At 61.7% G+C, this 17,586-nt stretch carries 11 protein-coding genes; 3 read left to right on the top strand and 8 right to left on the bottom strand.

The features are described 5' to 3' along the window. The first annotated feature begins 272 nt into the window (after positions 1 to 272). Together G9X68_RS23690 and G9X68_RS23685 are read left to right on the top strand one after the other, a co-directional pair. A complete protein-coding gene (locus tag G9X68_RS23690; protein WP_171604478.1) occupies positions 273 to 2,036 on the top strand; it encodes a glucan ABC transporter ATP-binding protein/ permease in 1,764 nt (587 codons plus the stop codon). Between the two features lie 390 nt (positions 2,037 to 2,426). Further along, positions 2,427 to 2,780, top strand: coding sequence for a VOC family protein (locus G9X68_RS23685; RefSeq protein ID WP_171604477.1), 354 nt, complete (start codon positions 2,427 to 2,429; stop codon positions 2,778 to 2,780). Positions 2,781 to 2,829: 49 nt separating this feature from the next. On the opposite strand, the gene G9X68_RS23680 is transcribed toward G9X68_RS23685, so the two are convergent. Next, positions 2,830 to 4,068, bottom strand: coding sequence for an OpgC family protein (locus G9X68_RS23680; protein ID WP_171604476.1), 1,239 nt, complete (start codon positions 4,066 to 4,068; stop codon positions 2,830 to 2,832). Between the two features lie 100 nt (positions 4,069 to 4,168). After that, on the bottom strand, positions 4,169 to 12,688 hold the full coding sequence (locus G9X68_RS23675; RefSeq protein ID WP_171604475.1) for a glycoside hydrolase family 94 protein: 8,520 nt from the start codon (positions 12,686 to 12,688) through the stop codon (positions 4,169 to 4,171). A gap of 303 nt (positions 12,689 to 12,991) precedes the next feature. On the opposite strand from G9X68_RS23675, the gene G9X68_RS23670 reads away from it, so the two are divergent. After that, a complete protein-coding gene (locus G9X68_RS23670) occupies positions 12,992 to 13,150 on the top strand; it encodes a hypothetical protein (protein WP_171604474.1) in 159 nt (52 codons plus the stop codon). Positions 13,151 to 13,365: 215 nt separating this feature from the next. On the opposite strand, the gene G9X68_RS23665 is transcribed toward G9X68_RS23670, so the two are convergent. The 6 genes from G9X68_RS23665 to G9X68_RS23640 all read right to left on the bottom strand — a co-directional run bounded on the left by G9X68_RS23665 (position 13,366) and on the right by G9X68_RS23640 (position 17,584). Continuing rightward, positions 13,366 to 13,530 carry a hypothetical protein gene (locus G9X68_RS23665; protein WP_171604473.1) on the bottom strand — a complete coding sequence of 55 codons (165 nt, stop codon included), beginning with the start codon at positions 13,528 to 13,530 and terminating at the stop codon, positions 13,366 to 13,368. 127 nt (positions 13,531 to 13,657) lie between these two features. Continuing rightward, positions 13,658 to 13,846 carry a hypothetical protein gene (locus tag G9X68_RS23660; RefSeq protein ID WP_171604472.1) on the bottom strand — a complete coding sequence of 63 codons (189 nt, stop codon included), beginning with the start codon at positions 13,844 to 13,846 and terminating at the stop codon, positions 13,658 to 13,660. 162 nt (positions 13,847 to 14,008) lie between these two features. Continuing rightward, entirely contained in the window at positions 14,009 to 14,758 is a 750-nt protein-coding gene (locus G9X68_RS23655) for an ABC transporter ATP-binding protein (RefSeq protein ID WP_171604471.1), read from the bottom strand. Continuing rightward, positions 14,755 to 15,588, bottom strand: a complete 834-nt coding sequence (locus G9X68_RS23650) for an ABC transporter ATP-binding protein (RefSeq protein ID WP_171604470.1) — start codon at positions 15,586 to 15,588, stop codon at positions 14,755 to 14,757. The genes G9X68_RS23655 and G9X68_RS23650 overlap by 4 nt, the downstream gene beginning before the upstream one ends. Then, positions 15,585 to 16,520, bottom strand: a complete 936-nt coding sequence (locus tag G9X68_RS23645; RefSeq protein ID WP_171604469.1) for an ABC transporter permease — start codon at positions 16,518 to 16,520, stop codon at positions 15,585 to 15,587. Before G9X68_RS23645 ends, G9X68_RS23650 begins: the two co-directional genes overlap by 4 nt. Beyond that, positions 16,517 to 17,584, bottom strand: coding sequence for an ABC transporter permease (locus tag G9X68_RS23640; protein ID WP_171604468.1), 1,068 nt, complete (start codon positions 17,582 to 17,584; stop codon positions 16,517 to 16,519). The genes G9X68_RS23645 and G9X68_RS23640 overlap by 4 nt, the downstream gene beginning before the upstream one ends. Between the last annotated feature and the right edge of the window lie 2 nt (positions 17,585 to 17,586).

Genomic DNA, 17,586 nt, shown 5'->3' with positions numbered 1-17,586 from the left:
GCTGGTCGAACTGGCCGCGAAACGGTCTTCAATAAATGCAGTCTGTAATTTAATGCTGCGCTAAACATTTAATAAAATGCAAGCGCAAATTGTTGCGGGATATAGCCGAACGGCAAGTTCCGCGCCATGCCCATCTCGTCGCATCCTGCGATAGTATGATCGTATTAATCATCACACCGGTTGAAGCCTGAATACTCCGTTAATCGCCCGTTCAGGTAGCCTTTTGTAGCATCGCATCATCCCGTTTTTCGCAGATGCACAAGAGGTTCCACGTGACGCTATTCAAGGTCTATGCAAGAGCTCTGCGCTATCTTGGCGCCTACAAGCTGCGCGTATCCCTGGTCGTTGTCGCAAACATTGTTCTTGCGACGATCACCATCGCGGAGCCGATCCTGTTCGGTCGCATCATCGATGCGATTTCGGGCAAGGGTGAGGTCAAGCCCATCCTCTTCATGTGGGCGACTTTCGCCGTCTTCAACACCATTGCCTTCGTTCTGGTGGCCCGCGAGGCCGACCGGCTGGCCCATGGCCGGCGGGCGACGCTGTTGACGGAAGCCTTCGGCCGCATCATTTCCATGCCGCTCGGCTGGCACCATCAGCGCGGCACTTCCAACGCACTGCATACATTGCTGCGCGCCTGCGAGACGCTGTTCGGCCTCTGGCTGGAATTCATGCGCAACCACCTCTCGACGGTCATCGCGCTTGCTCTTCTGATACCGACCGCAATGTCGATGGACCTGCGCCTTTCCGCCGTGCTCATGGTGCTCGCCATCGCTTATTGGCTGATCGGCCGCGTCGTCATGGGCCGCACCAAGGACGGCCAGGCTTCGGTCGAGAACCATTATCATACCGTCTTTTCGCATGTCAGCGACTCGATCAGCAACGTTTCGGTCCTGCACAGCTATAACCGCATCGAGGCCGAAACTAGGGCGCTGAAATCCTTCGCCGACCGTCTGCTCGAAGCTCAGTATCCGGTCCTCGACTGGTGGGCGATCGCCAGCGCACTGAACCGCATGGCGTCGACCATCGCGATGATGGTGGTCCTGATCATCGGCACCATGCTCGTCCAGGCCGGCGAGCTGCGCGTCGGCGACGTCATCGCCTTCATCGGCTTTGCCAACCTGTTGATCGGCCGTCTCGACCTGATGCGCCAGTTCGCTACGCAGATTTTCGAGGCCCGTTCCAAGCTCGAGGAATTCTATGCGCTGGAAGACTCGGTGCGTGAACGTGAAGAGCCTGCCGGCAACGGCGAGATCAAGGACGTCAAGGGTGCGATCGAGTTCCGCGACGTGTCCTTCGGCTTCGGCAACAGCTCGCAGGGCCTGCACAACGTCTCCTTCTCGGTGAAAGCAGGCCAGACGGTCGCGATCGTCGGCCCGACCGGCGCCGGCAAGACGACGCTCGTCAACCTGCTGCAGCGTGTCTACGATGCCCAGGGCGGCAAGATCCTCGTCGACGGCACCGATATCACCAAGGTGACCCGCAAGTCGCTGCGTCGCCACATCGCCACCGTCTTCCAGGATGCGGGGCTGCTGAACCGTTCGATCAGCGACAATATCCGCCTTGGCCGCGAGGGCGCTAGTGAAGAGGAAATGCGCCGTGCGGCCGAAGCCGCCGCCGCTGCCGACTTCATCGAGACCCGCGAGGATCGCTACGATACGCATGTCGGTGAACGAGGCAACAAGCTCTCCGGTGGCGAGCGCCAGCGCATCGCGATCGCCCGCGCCATCCTCAAGGACGCGCCAATCCTGGTGCTCGACGAGGCGACCTCGGCGCTCGACGTCGAAACCGAAGCCCGCGTCAAAGCCGCGATCGACAATCTGCGCCAGAACCGCACCACCTTCATCATCGCACACCGCCTGTCGACGGTCCGCGAAGCCGATATGGTGCTCTTCCTGGATGACGGCCGCGTCGTCGAACAGGGTAGCTTCGATGAACTCAGCCACAGCAACGGCCGCTTCGCCGCCCTGCTGCGCGCCAGCGGCATCCTGACGGACGAAGAGGTCCGCAAGGCCCACACCACCGAAGCCGCCTGATCGGTTCGGGTTTGAAGATAAAGGCCGGAAGGTAACTCCTTCCGGCCTTTTTGTTTGGCTGAGCCCTGGAAGCGGCGCCTTACCGTGTGACACCCCCCTCTGCCCTGCCGGGCATCTCCCCCACAGGTGGGGAGATTGGATGGGCGCGACGGCTTCCCCAAACAACTAGCCGTCACATGAATCTAAACTGAAAGGGATTTGGCACGCCAACCGGAGCGGTTGACGCCTCACGGGGAGCAAGCTCCTTGCCGATCTCTCTCCTTGTGGGGGAGATGCCCGGCAGGGTAGAGGGGGTATCACACGCAGCAACGTCTCCGCTTCCCAGGGCGGATTGATCACCCCGCCGATCTTCCCTAACCTTCGCCAGTCAACGAGCATAGGGAGCAAACCATGAAGGTCCTGCGCATCGTCGCCAATATCCAGGCAGCGGATATCACTCTGGCCCGGCGCTTCTATCAGGATATCCTCGGTCTTGACGTCATCATGGATCACGGCTGGATCACAACGTTCGGCACCGCGCTCTCGATGAACGTTCAGCTCAGCATCGCCAGTCAAGGCGGTTCCGGAACGGAGGTGCCCGCCCTCTCGATCGAGGTCGACGACCTCGATGCTGCTTTCGAGGCGATGTCGGCCTCAGGTTTCCCGATCGAGTACGGCCCGGCCGACGAGCCTTGGGGCGTCAGACGCTTTTATGTGCGCGATCCCTTCGGCAAGCTGGTGAACATCCTCGTGCATAAAAATTGAGCCGGCGACCATCGGCCACCGGCTCCTTCATGTCGGGAAAATCCGAACCCTATTTCCGATCGTTCCGGCGATAGGCATTGACCGTCCCGCCAATGCGGACGGGAACGGGGATAGTGGCGGTATCGGCGACAAGTTTCCCCTTGACCTTGCCCTGCTGGCGCTTGCGCTCGAGATAATAGGCATAGGCGAATTGTATCGCGATCCCTGCAATCACGAAGAGCGGACCGGCCAGCTGATCCTTGTTGGTGATGTAGAGCACCACCTGGCCGATCATGGCGAGGATCGTGCCGGCGACGAAGATGTTCAGCGAATGACGGCCGAGGATCGTCAGCGGATGGTCCGCAGGACGGCGCAGGATGCGTGAGAGCGCCGGGATGCTGATGACGAGATAGGTCAGCGCCAGCACATGCAGCAGCCGTGGCAGCGACAGGAAGGTCTTGTCGAAACCGGTGATGACCGTCGGCAGGCCGAGTGCCGCCAGAGAATTGCCCCAGATCCAGAGATGGCCGGTCACCCAGATGAAGGACAGCATGACGTAACCGGCAGCGGCCGCAAGCAGCAGCGGATGGCGCGGGATCGCACCACCGCGCTTGATATGCAGCATCGAGACGATGCCGATCGTAAACAGGAACTGCCAGGAGAGCGGATTGAGGAACCAATAGTCTTCAATCAGCATGTTGTGCGGCGCCACCTGGTAGATGCCCGCAAGCAGCCAGACCGCGGCCGAGACGCCGAGCGCCAGCCAAGGGCTGCGCGCATTCAACAGCAGGATGATCGGCACCATCAGCATCAGCGCGCCGTACATCGGCAGGATATTGTTGTAGCCGATCTGGTGGCCGAGCAGGAGCAGTGCCGGAATGCCTTCCTTCAGGTTCATCAGAACCGCCAGGATATTGATTTCTACCAGCAATCCCGGCCGATGGAACAGCCAGGCACCGCAGATGAAGAGCGCGAGCGTCATGAAGGTGGTGATCATATGGGCGAGATAGAGCGTGAAGGCGCGCTTTACCGCCTTGATCGCCACCGTGAGCCGGTTACCCGGCTGGAATCGGGATCCATAGGCAAGGCCGACGGCAATGCCCGAGATCAGCACGAAGGCTTCGGCGGCATCGGAGAAACCGAAATTCTTCGTCGTTACATATTCGAAGATCTGGCCGGGAACATGATTGATAAAGATCATGATCAGGGCCACGCCACGCAAGACGTCGAGCCTCGTGTCACGCACTGGCGCAGCTACGGATAGGGAACTGCGCCCCGTGGCGATGGCTTCGGTCGGCGTGCTTGCCATTGATCTCTCCTTATTATCCGATTTGCAAACGCGACGACGGCCAAAAGGGTTCCCTTTTGGCCGTCGCGAATCGCCGTGTTTTTCAGCGTGGAGAACGCTGTTATCCGAGCGGATATCCCTCTTCGGGATCGGTGACTTCGCAGCCGTTGATCGACAGAGTGTAGCCGCTATCATTGGACGCTTTTGAGACCGAAATGCGGTATTTGCCGCCGCCTTGCTCCACCTCTGCCGCAAAACCGTCCCATTCCGAAGGGAGCGACGGGCGCACATAGAGCCGGCCATCCTTCAGCCGGATACCGAGGATGCCCTCGACCGCGGCGCGGTAGAGCCAGCCGGCTGACCCAGTATACCAGGTCCAGCCGCCGCGCGATGCATAGGGCTCATGTCCGTAAACGTCGGCTGCCACGACATAGGGTTCAACGCGGTATTGCTCCGCTGAAGCCTTGTCGAACGCATGGGTGATCGGGTTGAGGATCTGGAAGCAGCGGAAAGCATCGTCGCCCCGCTTCAGCTCCGCCAGCGCCATCACCACCCAGGTTGCGGCATGGGTATATTGCCCGCCGTTTTCCCGCACACCCGGCGGATAGGCCTTGATATAGCCGGGATCCTTGGCGGAATTGGCGAAAGGCGGCGTGAACAGCCGGATGATGCGGGCATCCTCATCGACCAGCTGATCGAGCACTGCATCCATCGCCTTGACGGCGCGGGCCGGGTCGCCTTCGCCGGACAGAACGCTCCAGGACTGCGCGATCGAATCGATCCGGCATTCGGGGCTTTCGAGGGAGCCAAGCAGCGTACCGTCGTCGAACGTGCCGCGGCGATAGTAGCCGCCATCCCAGGCCGCAGTTTCGAGCGCCTTCTTCAGCTCGGTAAGATGCGCCGACCAGCGCTCCGCACGGGCCGTGTCGCCGCGCTCTTCGGCATAGGGAATGAAGGAGCGCAATGCACCCGCCAGGAACCAGCCGAGCCAGACGCTGGTGCCGCGCCCGCCGATGCCGACGCGGTTCATGCCGTCGTTCCAGTCGCCGCCAAGGAATAGCGGCAGGCCGTTTGTCCCCTTGCGGGCGATGGCGAGATCGAGCGCCAGCGCCGCGTGTTCGTAGACGGTCGCCTTGTCCTCGGAGATCTCCGGCTTGTAGAACGAGTCGTGCTGGCCTTCGAGCAGGGCCGGCCCTTCCAGGAAGGCGATCTCCTCGTCGAGCACGTCTTTGTCGCCGGTGACGCTGCAATAATGATGGATTGCATAGCTGAGCCAGACGACGTCGTCCGAGATCAGCGTGCGCACGCCGGCACCCGTTCCGGGCAGCCACCAATGCTGTACATCGCCTTCGCGGAATTGTCGCGAAGCGGCATTCAGGATCTGCCGGCGGGCAAGAGAGGGTTCGTGCAGCACGAAGGCCAGCGTGTCCTGCAGCTGATCGCGGAAGCCGAAGGCGCCGCTTGCCTGGTAGAAGGCGGTGCGGGCCATGATGCGGCAGCCGAGGCTCTGATACGGCAGCCAGGTATTGACGAGATTGTTCATCCCGCGATCCGGCGTCGATATCTGGAGCCTGCCGGTGAAGTCGCGCCAGAAGGCGCGGTTCGCCTCGACGGCATCGTCGAACGACGCCTTGCGAATATCGGCGATGACACCGCGCGCTTCTTCTTCCGTCGGCGTGTCGCCGAGGAAGAAGGTAAAGTCGCGCTCCTCGCCGGCGCCGAGCTCGATGTCGATTGCAACAGCCGCGGCCGGATCACCGTCGAGATCGGTCGTACCGGAAAGGGCAGCTGCGGAGGTGACGGCCTGCGGCGTCTGGATCGTTCCCGCCTTGCCGATGAATTCGCGCCGGCTTGCCGAGAAGCTCGAAAGCGTCTCGCTCGCCGCGAAGAAGGCGGTGCGGTTGGAAAAATCGATGCTGTAGGGATTGGTGGCAAACAGCGCCCCCGTCTCCTCGTCATGGCTCGACAGTATGAAAGGCACCGTGCGGGCCGGATTGCTGCCGAGGACCCATTCGACATAACCGTAGAGACGCAGCTTACGGCTGGCCGAATCGGTGTTGCGCAGGCGTAGGCGCTGCAGTTTCACCGGCTTTTCGCGGTGGATCGTCTGCGTCAGCTCGAGCGCGATCTCGTGCTGAACGCTGGAGAAGACGGAATAACCGAGCCCGTGGCGGGCTTCGAAGCGGATGTCCGGGCGGCGGGAAAGCGCTGCGAACGGCGTCATGACGGCACCGCTGTCCAGATCGGTGAGATAGAATGCCTCGCCCGAACGGTTGACCACCGCATCGTTCGACCAGGAGGTCAGCTGATAGTCGCGCGAATTGGCGCTCCAGGTGAAGCCCGAGCCCTCGGCCGACACATGGAAGCCGAATCTGTCATTGGAGATGACATTGATCCAAGGCTGCGGCGTCGCATGACCTCCTGGCAACCGAACGACATATTCGCGCCCGTCGCGGGCAAAGCCGCCGATGCCGTTCCAGAAGTCGAGATCGCCTTCCTCCTCGATGACGACGGCCGGCACGACAGGTGGCGGCACCGGCGCGATACGCTTGACGGGGGCTTTGTTGCGCTCGGCCCGTTCCATCTCCTGCAGCTCCTCCTTGGAGGGTGCAAACAGCGCGACGGCGCGGTTGATCTGGTCGACCACCTTGCCGTTCTTGGTATGCAGCGTGACGCGGGAGGCCGCGATCAGCGCATGGTAGGTGCTTTCCTCCATCAGGTCCTTGCGAACCGCAAAGATATGCTGGCGCAATCCGTCGGCCTGGCCCATGCGGCGCACGTTTTCGCACATGGCGTCAAGCGCATGCTGCATGTCCTGCGCATAGGACGAAGCGCGTTCGTTCATGATGACGAGATCGGCGGTGACGCCGCGCGAGCGCAGATATTCCTGCGCCAGCAGCGCCTCGCGGGCGATCTCGAGATCCATGTCGTCGTTGATGCGCAGCGTGAAGATCGGGAAGTCGCCGGAGATTGCCAGCGGCCAAAGCGCCGATTGCGACTGCAGGCCGGCCTCAACGGTCGCCTCGTCCTTGCGCAGTTGCATGTCGGGATAGACGAGATAGCGTCCGAGATGCTGAAAGGCCGCCGCCTGCTGCGAGGTGACGCCGACATGGCGCATCTGCACCTGCGTGCGTGTCCAGGCCTGGACGAGCTCGTGAGTGAAGGCATCGGGATGACGGTAGCGATTGACCGCCTTGTCGACTTCTTCGCGGCTTGGGGCAGCGATCGTCCAGAAGATCACGCTGACTTTCTTGCCGGCCGGCACGCGGACGGTTCGACGCAGCGACATGACGGCATCGAGCATGAAGCCGTCGCTGCCGGAAAGCGTAGCACCCGGATCGAAGGCGGCCGCATCGGCAAGACTGCGGCCACGGCCGATGAACTTGCGCCGGTCGGTCTCGAATTCGGTATGGCGGGTGTCGCCGGCATTGTCGACGATCAGATGGGCGATGCTGATGTTCGGCTCGTTCGGATCGCGCTTGTTGCGTTCGGCGCGGATGACGTCGCCGCGCTTGCCGATCTCGGTCTTGACGAACATGCGGGCGAATGCCGGATGCGCATTGTCGGTATCGTCGGAGGTAATCACCGGTTCGAGATAGGAGGTGACCTCGATGAAACGGTCTTCCGTGCCCATGTTGAGCAGGGTGACGCGGCGGGCCTCGGCATCATGCTCGGTCGCGATGATGCACTCCACCTCGCTTGTGAGGTCGCCGACCGTCTTGGTGAACTGCGCCTTCTCGTCGGCGAATTCGACCTTGATCTTTTCGCCTTCGACACCCTTCGGCTCGGCGCTCGTCGACCACCATTCATTCGTGGCGGTATCGCGCAGGAAGATGAAGCTGCCCCAGCGGTCTTCGGTCGGATCGGCTTTCCAGCGCGAAACGGCAAGGCCGTTCCAGCGGGAATAGCCGGCGCCCGTTGCTGTCAGCATCAGCGAATAATGGCCGTTCGACAGGAACACCACTTCTCGGTCGCGCGACGCCGGATCGCTGATCTTTCTGATCTCCGGCCGCAGGAGATCGTCCTGGATGCTGGCCGGCGTATCGGATTCATGCTTGCCGCTCATGACCGGAATGTCGCGCGGCGCCTTTTCCTGCAGCAGCAACTCCGCTGCCTCGATGACGGGATCGGCGTGGAAGAGCTCGCGCAGATGACCGTTGAAGGCGACGTTGGCGACTGCCGCGATCGACATGCCGTGATGGTGGGCATAATAATTGTAGACCACCGCGCATTTCTTGCCTTCCGGCACGCGCGTCGGCGTGAAGTCGACGGCGTCGTGGAAGCCGAACTTGCCGAGCGCACCGACCTTACGCAGCCTCTGCAGGTTTTCAAGCGCCCCCGGCGGGTCGTACTGGGCAGCGAGCAGCGAGGCGTAAGGCGCGATGACGGCATTGTGGCCGAGACCGCGCTTCAGGCCGAGTGTCGGCACGCCGAAATTCGTGTACTGATAATTGAGGTTATGGTCGCGGGCGTTGAAGGCCGCTTCCGAAATGCCCCAGGGAATACCGAGCTTGCGGGCGTAATTCATCTGCTCGACGACGACCAGATTGTTCGTCTGGTTGAGAATCCCCCCGCCGCGCTCCTGCATGACGAGCGGCGGCATCAGATATTCGAACATCGAGCCGGACCATGAAACCAGCGCACCGCGCGAGCCGACTGGCACGACCTGGCGGCCGAGGCGGTACCAGTGTTCCGTCGGCAGATCGCCCTTGGCGATGCCGAAGAGGCTGGTCAGGCGGCATTCCGAGGCGAGAAGGTCATAGCAGGCCTGGTCGAGTTCACCGCTTTCGACGCGGTAGCCGATCGACAGCAGACGCCGCTCCGGCCGGAACAGGAATCCGAAATCCATCGAGAAGGCGAGATCGCGCGCCTTGTCGCGCAGCGCCACCAGCCGCGGCCTCAACGCATCGACCTTGGAAAGGTCGAAGGTGCTGTCGGAAATATGCGCCTCGCAGACCTTCACCAGCGATGCCGCCCACAGGGTGACCTCTTCGCTCTGCTTCGACTTGACCTCATGGTCGAGATTGGCGGCGAGCTTCTCGATGTCGCGCGCGAGAACGGCGAGGTTGATGATGCGGATCGAGGCGAATTCGTGCTCGCGCTTGACGGCGGCAAGCGCGTTCTGGAAGCCGACGATGCGCTCCTCCAGGCGCCGGCGCAGCGGGCGCACGGTCTTGCGGTCGTCGGGCAGGTCCGCCAGCACTTCGCCGAGAATGCCGGCCGTGTCACCGACGCCGTCGAGATTGCCCTGCATATGGGCGGACGGCGCCTCGGCCCAGTTGCGGCAGGCCGACGAAATAGCGATCAGATGGCCGGCGAGATTGCCGCTGTCGACAGCGGAGACATAACGGGGGCCAAGCGTCTGCAGCGTATCGGTGTGGTACCAGTTGAACAGGTGACCGCGGAATTTCTCCATTCTATCGATCGTCGCGATCGTCTGCTCCAGCCGCTCGAGCGTCTCCTCGAAGGAGAACCAGCCGAAATGCCGGCCGGAAACGACGGAAAGCAGATAGACGCCGATATTGGTCGGCGAGGTGCGCGCCGCGACGATCACATGCGGCGTTTCCTGGACATTGTCCGGCGGCAGATAGTTCTGCTCGGCGGTCGTGAAGGTCTCGAAATACCGCCAGGTGCGCCGGGCGATCTTGCGCAGTTCGCTCGACACGGAATCGGCGACCTCGAGCCGGTCCTCGGTCTCCGCCGACTGGCTGACATACCAGGCGACAACCGGCGACAGGATCCACAGCAGCGCGAAGGGAATGCCGACGAGGAAGGCGTTGTCGCCGGGAAGGGCAGCAAAACCGAGCGCCAGCAGTGCTAGCACCGGTGCATGCCACATCGCCTTGTAATAGGAGATCAGCGTGCCCTGGCCGCCAGCCTGAACGCTGGCGGCGGTCCGCCACTGCAGCATCAGCTTGCGGCTGACGAACAGGCGGTAGAGCGAACGGCCGATCGCATCCGCCATCATGCAAGCCGAATCGGCGATGAAAACGATGCGCAGCGCAACCTGCGCGTTGGCGGCGGTAATATCGGACCAGACCGTATAGAGATGGGCGCGGGCGATGATATCGCTGGTGCGCGGGATGATGCCGTTGATGAGCGACAGCGTCGGCGCGACGAAGAGGCAGAAGATCAGCAGAATCTGCCAGATGAGTGCGCCGAGCGGACCCATGAAATACCAGCCGAGCACGGAGGCGAAGAACCAGGCGATCGGCGTCAGCGAGCGGCGCAGATTGTCGAACATCTTCCAGCGGCCGAGTGCCGTGACGCCGTATTTCGGATTGAACATGTAGGGGAGAAGCTGCCAGTCGCCGCGCGCCCAGCGATGCTGGCGCGAGGTTTCCACCTCATAGCGGATCGGGAAATCCTCGACCAGTTCGAGATCGGTGACGAGCGCGCAGCGCGCCATCGAGCCTTCGAGAAGATCGTGGCTGAGCACGGAGTTCTCGTCGATCCGGCCCTTGAGCGACGCTTCGAAGGCGTCGACATGGTAAAGGCCCTTGCCGGTGAAGGTGCCTTCGCCGGCGAGGTCCTGATAGACGTCGGAAACGGTGAAGACATAAGGATCGAGGCCGCGGTTGATCGAAAAGACGCGCTGGAAGACCGACGCGTCCTTGCCCGTCGTCAGCGACGGCGTGACACGTGGCTGCAGCACGCCGTAGCCGCTTTCGACGCGGCCGGTTTTCGGATTGATGACCGGGCGGTTGATCGGATGATAGAGCTTGCCGACCAGCTTGGTGACGGCATCGCGCATCAGGCGCGTATCGGCATCGAGCGTCATGACATATTGCACATTGGCCGGCACAGTATTGGCGCCCGGCAGGTAGGTCGTGTCGCGGTCGCCGCGCAGAAGCATGTTCAGCTCGTGCAGCTTGCCGCGCTTGCGCTCCCAACCCATCCAGACGCCTTCCGAGGGATTGTAGAGGCGGCGGCGATGCAGCAGATAGAAACGCGTCTTGCCGTCATAGGCATAGCGGGCGGAGAGATTGGCGATCTCGCGTCGCGCATAATCGAGAACCTCGAGATCGGCGGGCGTTTCCTCGACGTCGCTGTCCGGCCAGTCGCTGAGCATCGCGAAATAGATCTCGCCGCGAGGATTGGCGAGATAATGGACCTCGAGATTGCGCACGTGGTCGTCGACGCTGTCGCGGTTCGAGATCAGGCAGGGCACGACGAGCAGCGTGCGCGCATCTTCCGGAATGCCTTCCTTGAACTCATAGCCGACGAGGCGCGCCGGCGTCACGAAGAAGGACAGCAAGGTGTTGAAGAGGCCTGTCGCCCCCTCCGACGCCGGCACTGAGAACATGATCAGCAGCAGGGCGATTTCAAAAGCACCCATGCCGGCGTTCGCCATGAACTTGCCGACGATCGCCATGGCCATAACCGTCAGCAGCATGACGGGCACGGCAATCGCCAGCCAGTTGAACCGGCGCACGGCGCGCACGAAATGCTGGGTGACCGTCGGGCGATAGTTCGCCCGCGCCTCGAGCTTCGGCCGCTGCGCGCCCGACAGGAAGCCGCCGACATTCGGTTCGTGCGGCTGCGGCTCCTCGGAGGCCTTGGCGGCATCGGTCATGTCGAGCGCCAGCTGGGCGATTTCCATTTCTGACAGCGGCGAGCGCTTGGCCAACTTCTCTATCTGCTTGCGATATTTGTTGCGCGAGCCGGAATCGAGGATGCCGTAATCCGAATGCTCCCAGAGCAGCTTGTCGACATGGCTGACCTGCTCGACCCAGACCGACCATTCGGCATCATCGATCTCGCGAAGGCTGCGGATGATGTTGCCCATCGTCACATTGCCGGAAGAGAGCCGGCTGTGTTCGGCCGTCGTCGCCTCTTCGGTGTTGCGGCCGAGCTCTTCCAACCGCTCGTCGAGCCAGGTGATCGCCAGGCTCGATGTCTGCGAGCCGTCGCGCAGGCGATAGAGGAACTGCGTCGAGAAGGTATTGTCTTCGGCAAGCGGTTCCAGCGTCTTCAGATAGGCGGCCGCCGCGGCCGGATCGGTCAGTCGCACCAATTCGTCGGCTGCCTCGTTGGCGCGGCGGCGCAGCCGGCGGCTGGCCTCGACACGGCTCGAAATACGGCGAAGGTTTTCCACGAGCACGTAGCGTACGAGAGAGGGCAACGCCCACAATTCGCCGATCCTGAGCGTCTCGCTGGCCTGGAAGCCGTCGACCAGCGCCGTCAGACTTTCCTGCGAGATCGTGCTGTGGGTATGGGCGACATAGAGCCAGGCAAGCACGAGGGTGCGCGGCACCTCGACGCCGCCGACGACCATGGTCGGCAATTCGCGATAGAAGCGGCGGGGGAAGTCGCGCCTTACCTCCTGGATCGCCTCTTCGACGATATAATGGTTGTCCAGCAGCCATTCTGCCGCCGGCGTAATCGTCTCGCCGGCCTCGACGTCGGTCGCCGTGGTCCGGTAGACGCGCAGGATTTCCTTCTCGTTTTCCTTATGCCGAGCAAAGAAATCAAAGGGGGCGAAAGCCGGCAGCTTGTCGACGCCGTTGCGGGCGACCGCATCGCCCATCGCCTTGATGTCCTCGTTCGAAAGATAGGTCGAGCGGATCGAACCGTTGTGATCGATCTGCTTCGTCTCGGGTTCGCGCGGAAGGCTCGGAGAAAGATGAGAAATAGACATGGGTTCGGTTCTGGATCCAAACGAAGTTATGGCTGTTTTGCTCAGCCTTTTGCACTGCTTATCATGACTGCTACATGAACGGAGCCCTATTCTTCGAAGATCGATGAATCGGGATAAATGACGCTTCGGCCAGCGATGCGAACGGGCGAAGCCCCGGTCTCAGCGCGGCTCAACGGATGATCGAGACCATCGATACCCTCTCCGCGAAAGCCATGGCGAAAACTTGGCCATCATCGGAATAATTCAAGTCAAGAGGCAGGAGTCGGTACCCCCCGCGCTCGTCCGGGCGGCCGGATTGACAAAATGCCGGCACTGTTCCGGCAATGCGACAGCTCTTTGATTTCGGGAAGGAACGGGTGTGGCGTCACCGGCAAAACCTATCTCGTCCGGCCGGGCTCAGGAGTGCTGATGGCGGTCGTCCAGGTGCGCACCGGAAATATGAAGCCCAGCCACATCGCATGAAGACGTTCGATGCGATCGCTTCAGATGGTATGAAAAGAATATGGAAGAAGGACGATGAGGATCGGAATGCCGACCACCGGAGCAAGATAGCTCTCATGACCACTCTCCATTCGGCGAGTGTCAGGAGAATGACGGGACAATCAAACGTTCCGGAATCCAATAAAGGCGAAAACCGCCGCAGCGCCGGCATCTGCCGACGCTTATCATCGACCGGATTATCCGACGACGCCGCAAACCATCGCCACGACGAACAGGAATGCCGCCGTGAAGATTGCTCCATGGAGCACCGTCTGAAGCCGGTGACGCGTTGTGAGCGGCTTTTTCGTCGCCACGGAACCGTATTGGTTCACGTGAGTATGCGAAATACCCAGATCTGCCATATGTCGCCTCCGTTGTTCTCGTGCGGCCGGTTGTGCGGCTCGCGCTTATATTCTTATTTTCTCTATCAAGTAGGTAGAGATAAATTTCCGTCCAGAGCGAACGGAAGAGAAAATTCAACCAGCCCTTTTAGCAGAGCGTGCGCCAAGCCCAGATCCACGAGCGCTCGACGGCACTCTCATTCTCAGGCGGGTTGGAGGAAGTCTCGATCAGCCGGCGGTCCTTCTCCGCAGGAAGGGATACCGAAGCCTGCTCTTGGCGATCGGTTCTCACGGGAGGATCGAGGTAGCCCATGGTCATCCCACCGAGAAAGAACATGCTTCAACCTCCATCGATCACGAAAGCTAACAAACGTTAACGGGATCATGACAGAAGCAAGTCAGCTGTCAATAGTCTAGTTGAATGGTCGTCTTTTAGCGAAGCATTATCCTTAACGCCGCAATCGATCTTTCCTTTTCAAGGGCTTGAAAAGATTGCCGTTCAGGCTTTGACGAAACCCTTGCTCGCGATCATCAAATTTCGCGTGTAGTCCTCATGAACCGCGCCGCCCGCCAGCTCTTGCGAGCTCAGCCGCTCGACGACGGCGCCGTTGCGCATCACGGCGAGCCTCTCACACATATGGGTGACGACGCCGAGATCATGGCTCACCATCACGAAGGTGAGCTTGCGGTCGCGCCGGATCTCTTCCAGCAGGTTCAGCACCTCGGCCTGCACCGAAGCGTCGAGCGCCGATGTCGGCTCGTCGAGTAGCAGGATCGACGGTTCCACGATCAGCGCCCGGGCGATCGCCACGCGCTGTCGCTGGCCGCCGGAGAGCTGGTGCGGGTAGCGGAAACGGAAACCATTGCCGAGGCCGACCTCGTCAAGCGCGCGGGCGATCCGCTTCTCGCTGTCGGCGATGCCGTGGATTGCAAGCGGTTCGAGCAGAAGCCGGTCGATCGTCTGACGAGGATGCAGCGAACCATAAGGATCCTGAAAGACCATTTGCACGCGTCGATAGAAGGTTTTGCTGCGTTTCGAACCTTTCAGCGGCTCGCCATCGATGTTGATCGTGCCGCCGCTGACCGGCGCAAGTCCGGCAACGGCCCGCAGCAAGGTCGATTTTCCCGAGCCGGACTCGCCGACGAGACCAAAGGATTCGCCGCGTTCGACACTGATGCTGACATTCTTCAAGGCATGAAAATGGTCGTAGACGACACTGAGATTGTCGACTTGGAGAGCTGCGCTCATGCCGCCCACTCCGGCTTGCGGTCGAGCACCGGCAGCGGATGACGGTTTGCGCCGATCTCGGGCATGCAGTTCAGCAGGCCCTGCGTATAGGGATGCTGTGCATGTCTGAGATCGGCCGCCGCCAGCTCCTCGACGATCTTTCCGGCATACATGACGATGACGCGGTCGCAGAAGGAGGAGACCAGCCTCAGATCGTGGGAGACGAAGATCAGCCCCATCCCGCGCTCGGACACCAGTCTGTCCATGATCCTCAGCACGTCGAGTTGCACCGTTACGTCAAGCGCCGAGGTCGGTTCGTCGGCAATCAGCAATTCAGGGCCGGCAATCAGCATCATGGCGATCATCGCGCGCTGCCCCATGCCGCCCGAGACCTCGTGCGGATGCAGGTCGAAGACACGTTTCGGATCGCGGATCTGCACCGCTTCCAGCATGGCGAGCGCGCGCTCGCGGGCCTCCGCCTTGCCCACCTTCTCATGCGTGCGCAACGTTTCGCAGATCTGCCGTCCGATCGACATGACGGGATCGAGCGAGTATTTCGGATCCTGCAGGATCATGGCGATGCGCTTGCCGCGCAGCCTGCGCCTTTCGCCGGCAGACACATTGATAAGATCGATGCCGTTGAAGTTAAGCCTCTCGGCCGTGACGACACCGTGTTTCGGCGTCAGACCCATGATCGCCCGGCCGGTCTGCGACTTGCCCGAGCCGGATTCGCCGACGATGCCCAGCCTTTCCTTGCCGAGCGTGAAGGAGACGCCGCGCACGGCCTCGATCACCCCGGTGCGCGTGGGGTAGCTGACCTTGAGCTTGTCCACCGTCAGAAGTGTCGTCATTGGCCGCTCTCCTTCGGATCGAGCGCGTCGCGCAGGCCGTCGCCAAGCAGATTGAAGCCGAGGCTGACGACAAGGATGGCGATGCCCGGCATCGCCGCAACCCACCATTGATCGAGGATGAAGCGCCGTCCCGAGGCGATCATCGCACCCCATTCCGGCAGCGGCGGCTGCGCCCCGAGGCCGAGGAAACCGAGACCGGCAGCCGTCAGGATGATCCCCGCCATGTCGAGCGTTACACGCACGATCAGCGAGGAAATGCAGAGCGGCATGACATGGCGTACGATAATGCGGAAAGGCGAGGCGCCCATCAGCTTCACTGCCGAAATATAATCGGAACGCCGGACCGTCAGCGTCTCGGCGCGCGCGATACGGGCATAGGGCGGCCAGGAGGTGATGGCGATGGCGATGATCGCGTTCTGAATGCCGGGGCCGAGGGCTGCGACGAAGGCGAGCGCCAGCACCAGCTTGGGAAAGGCGAGGAAGATATCGGTGATGCGCATCAGCGTCGCATCCACCCAGCCTCCGGCATAACCGGAGACCGTACCGACGATCAGCCCGATCGGCGCCGAGATGACGGCGACGAGCACGACGACGAGCAGCGTCAATCGCGATCCGTAGATCAGCCGCGAATAGATATCACGACCCTGATCGTCCGAACCGAGCCAGAATTCCCCCGTCCCGGGCGGCAGCAGGCGGGCATTGCGCAGATCGCCGACAACGGGATTGTGGGTGGCGAGCACATCGGCAAAGGCGGCGATGAAGAGCAGCGCCACGATGATCAGCAGGCCGACGACGGCGAGCCTGTTTGCCGTGAACTGCCGCCAGGTGACGTAGGCACGGCCGAGGCGGGCTTGCAGGCGCGATTGCGGCCGGTCGGAAAGCAGCCATTCGCGGCGGCTCATCGCAGGAGATGGGCTGGCATTGGCCGTCATCGGTTTCGCGTCCTCGGGTCGAGCGTCCGGTAGAGAAGATCGGACAGAAGGTTGATGCCGATGAAGACCGTACCGATAACGATCGTGCCGCCGAGCACGGCGTTCATGTCGGCATTCTGCAGCGAATTGGTGATGTAGAGCCCGATGCCCGGCCAGGAAAAAACGGTCTCGGTCAGCACCGATCCTTCGAGCAGGCCGGCATAGGAAAGTGCAATCACGGTGACGAGCGGCACAGCGGCATTGCGCAGCGCATGGCCCCAGATCACCCGCGTTTCCGAAAGTCCCTTGGCGCGCGCGGCAACGATATATTCCTGGGAAAGTTCGTTCAGCATGAAGCTGCGCGTCATGCGGCTGATATAGGCGAGCGAGAAATAGCCGAGTAGTGAGGCAGGCAGGATGATGTGGCGGAAGACATCATAGAAGACGTCCCATTGCCCCTGCCAGGCGCTGTCGAGCAGGTAGAGGCCGGTGATCGGCGTGAACGTATATTCGAAGACGATGTCGATGCGGCCGGGAAAGGCCACCCAGCGCAGTTGCGCATAGAAGATGACGAGCGAAATCAGCGCCAGCCAGAAGATCGGCACCGAATAGCCGACGAGGCCGATGACGCGCACCACCTGGTCGACGATGCTGCCACGACGCACCGCGGCGAGAACGCCAAGCGGCACACCGACGAAAGCACCGATAAGCGTTCCGACCGTTGCGAGTTCGATCGTCGCCGGCAGCACCCGGCGGATATCGACCATGACGGGATTGGTCGTCAGCACCGAATTGCCGAAATCGCCGGACAGGATGCCTTTGATATAGATAAAAAACTGCTGATAGAGTGGCAGGTTGAAGCCCATTTCCTGTCGTACGCGCTCGACGACGTGGTTGGGCGCGCGGTCGCCGAGAATGGCGAGCACGGGATCGATCGGCACGACGCGGCCGATGAAGAAGGTGACGGCCAGAAGGCCGAGATAGGTGGTTACGGCGGCAAACAGAAACCGCCCTAGCGCCTTCGCAAAGGCCCTAGCACGGCCCTTCCGGGGCCGCGCCGCCAGTGTTGTTTCGACGGTGCTCAAGC

The sequence above is a fragment of the Rhizobium changzhiense genome (assembly GCF_013087625.1).
GTDB classification, from domain to species: Bacteria; Pseudomonadota; Alphaproteobacteria; order Rhizobiales; family Rhizobiaceae; genus Rhizobium; species Rhizobium sophorae.
This window is presented reverse-complemented; position numbering and strand designations above follow the sequence as displayed.

Excerpts from the sequence above, each read along its gene's own strand:
- G9X68_RS23685 (WP_171604477.1), top strand. The coding sequence starts at position 2,427 with ATGAAGGTCCTGCGCATCGTCGCCAATATCCAGGCAGCGGATATCACT.
- G9X68_RS23680 (WP_171604476.1), bottom strand. The coding sequence starts at position 4,068 with ATGGCAAGCACGCCGACCGAAGCCATCGCCACGGGGCGCAGTTCCCTA.
- G9X68_RS23675 (WP_171604475.1), bottom strand. The coding sequence starts at position 12,688 with ATGTCTATTTCTCATCTTTCTCCGAGCCTTCCGCGCGAACCCGAGACG.
- G9X68_RS23670 (WP_171604474.1), top strand. The coding sequence starts at position 12,992 with ATGCCGGCACTGTTCCGGCAATGCGACAGCTCTTTGATTTCGGGAAGG.
- G9X68_RS23665 (WP_171604473.1), bottom strand. The coding sequence starts at position 13,530 with ATGGCAGATCTGGGTATTTCGCATACTCACGTGAACCAATACGGTTCC.
- G9X68_RS23660 (WP_171604472.1), bottom strand. The coding sequence starts at position 13,846 with ATGTTCTTTCTCGGTGGGATGACCATGGGCTACCTCGATCCTCCCGTG.
- G9X68_RS23655 (WP_171604471.1), bottom strand. The coding sequence starts at position 14,758 with ATGAGCGCAGCTCTCCAAGTCGACAATCTCAGTGTCGTCTACGACCAT.
- G9X68_RS23650 (WP_171604470.1), bottom strand. The coding sequence starts at position 15,588 with ATGACGACACTTCTGACGGTGGACAAGCTCAAGGTCAGCTACCCCACG.
- G9X68_RS23645 (WP_171604469.1), bottom strand. The coding sequence starts at position 16,520 with ATGACGGCCAATGCCAGCCCATCTCCTGCGATGAGCCGCCGCGAATGG.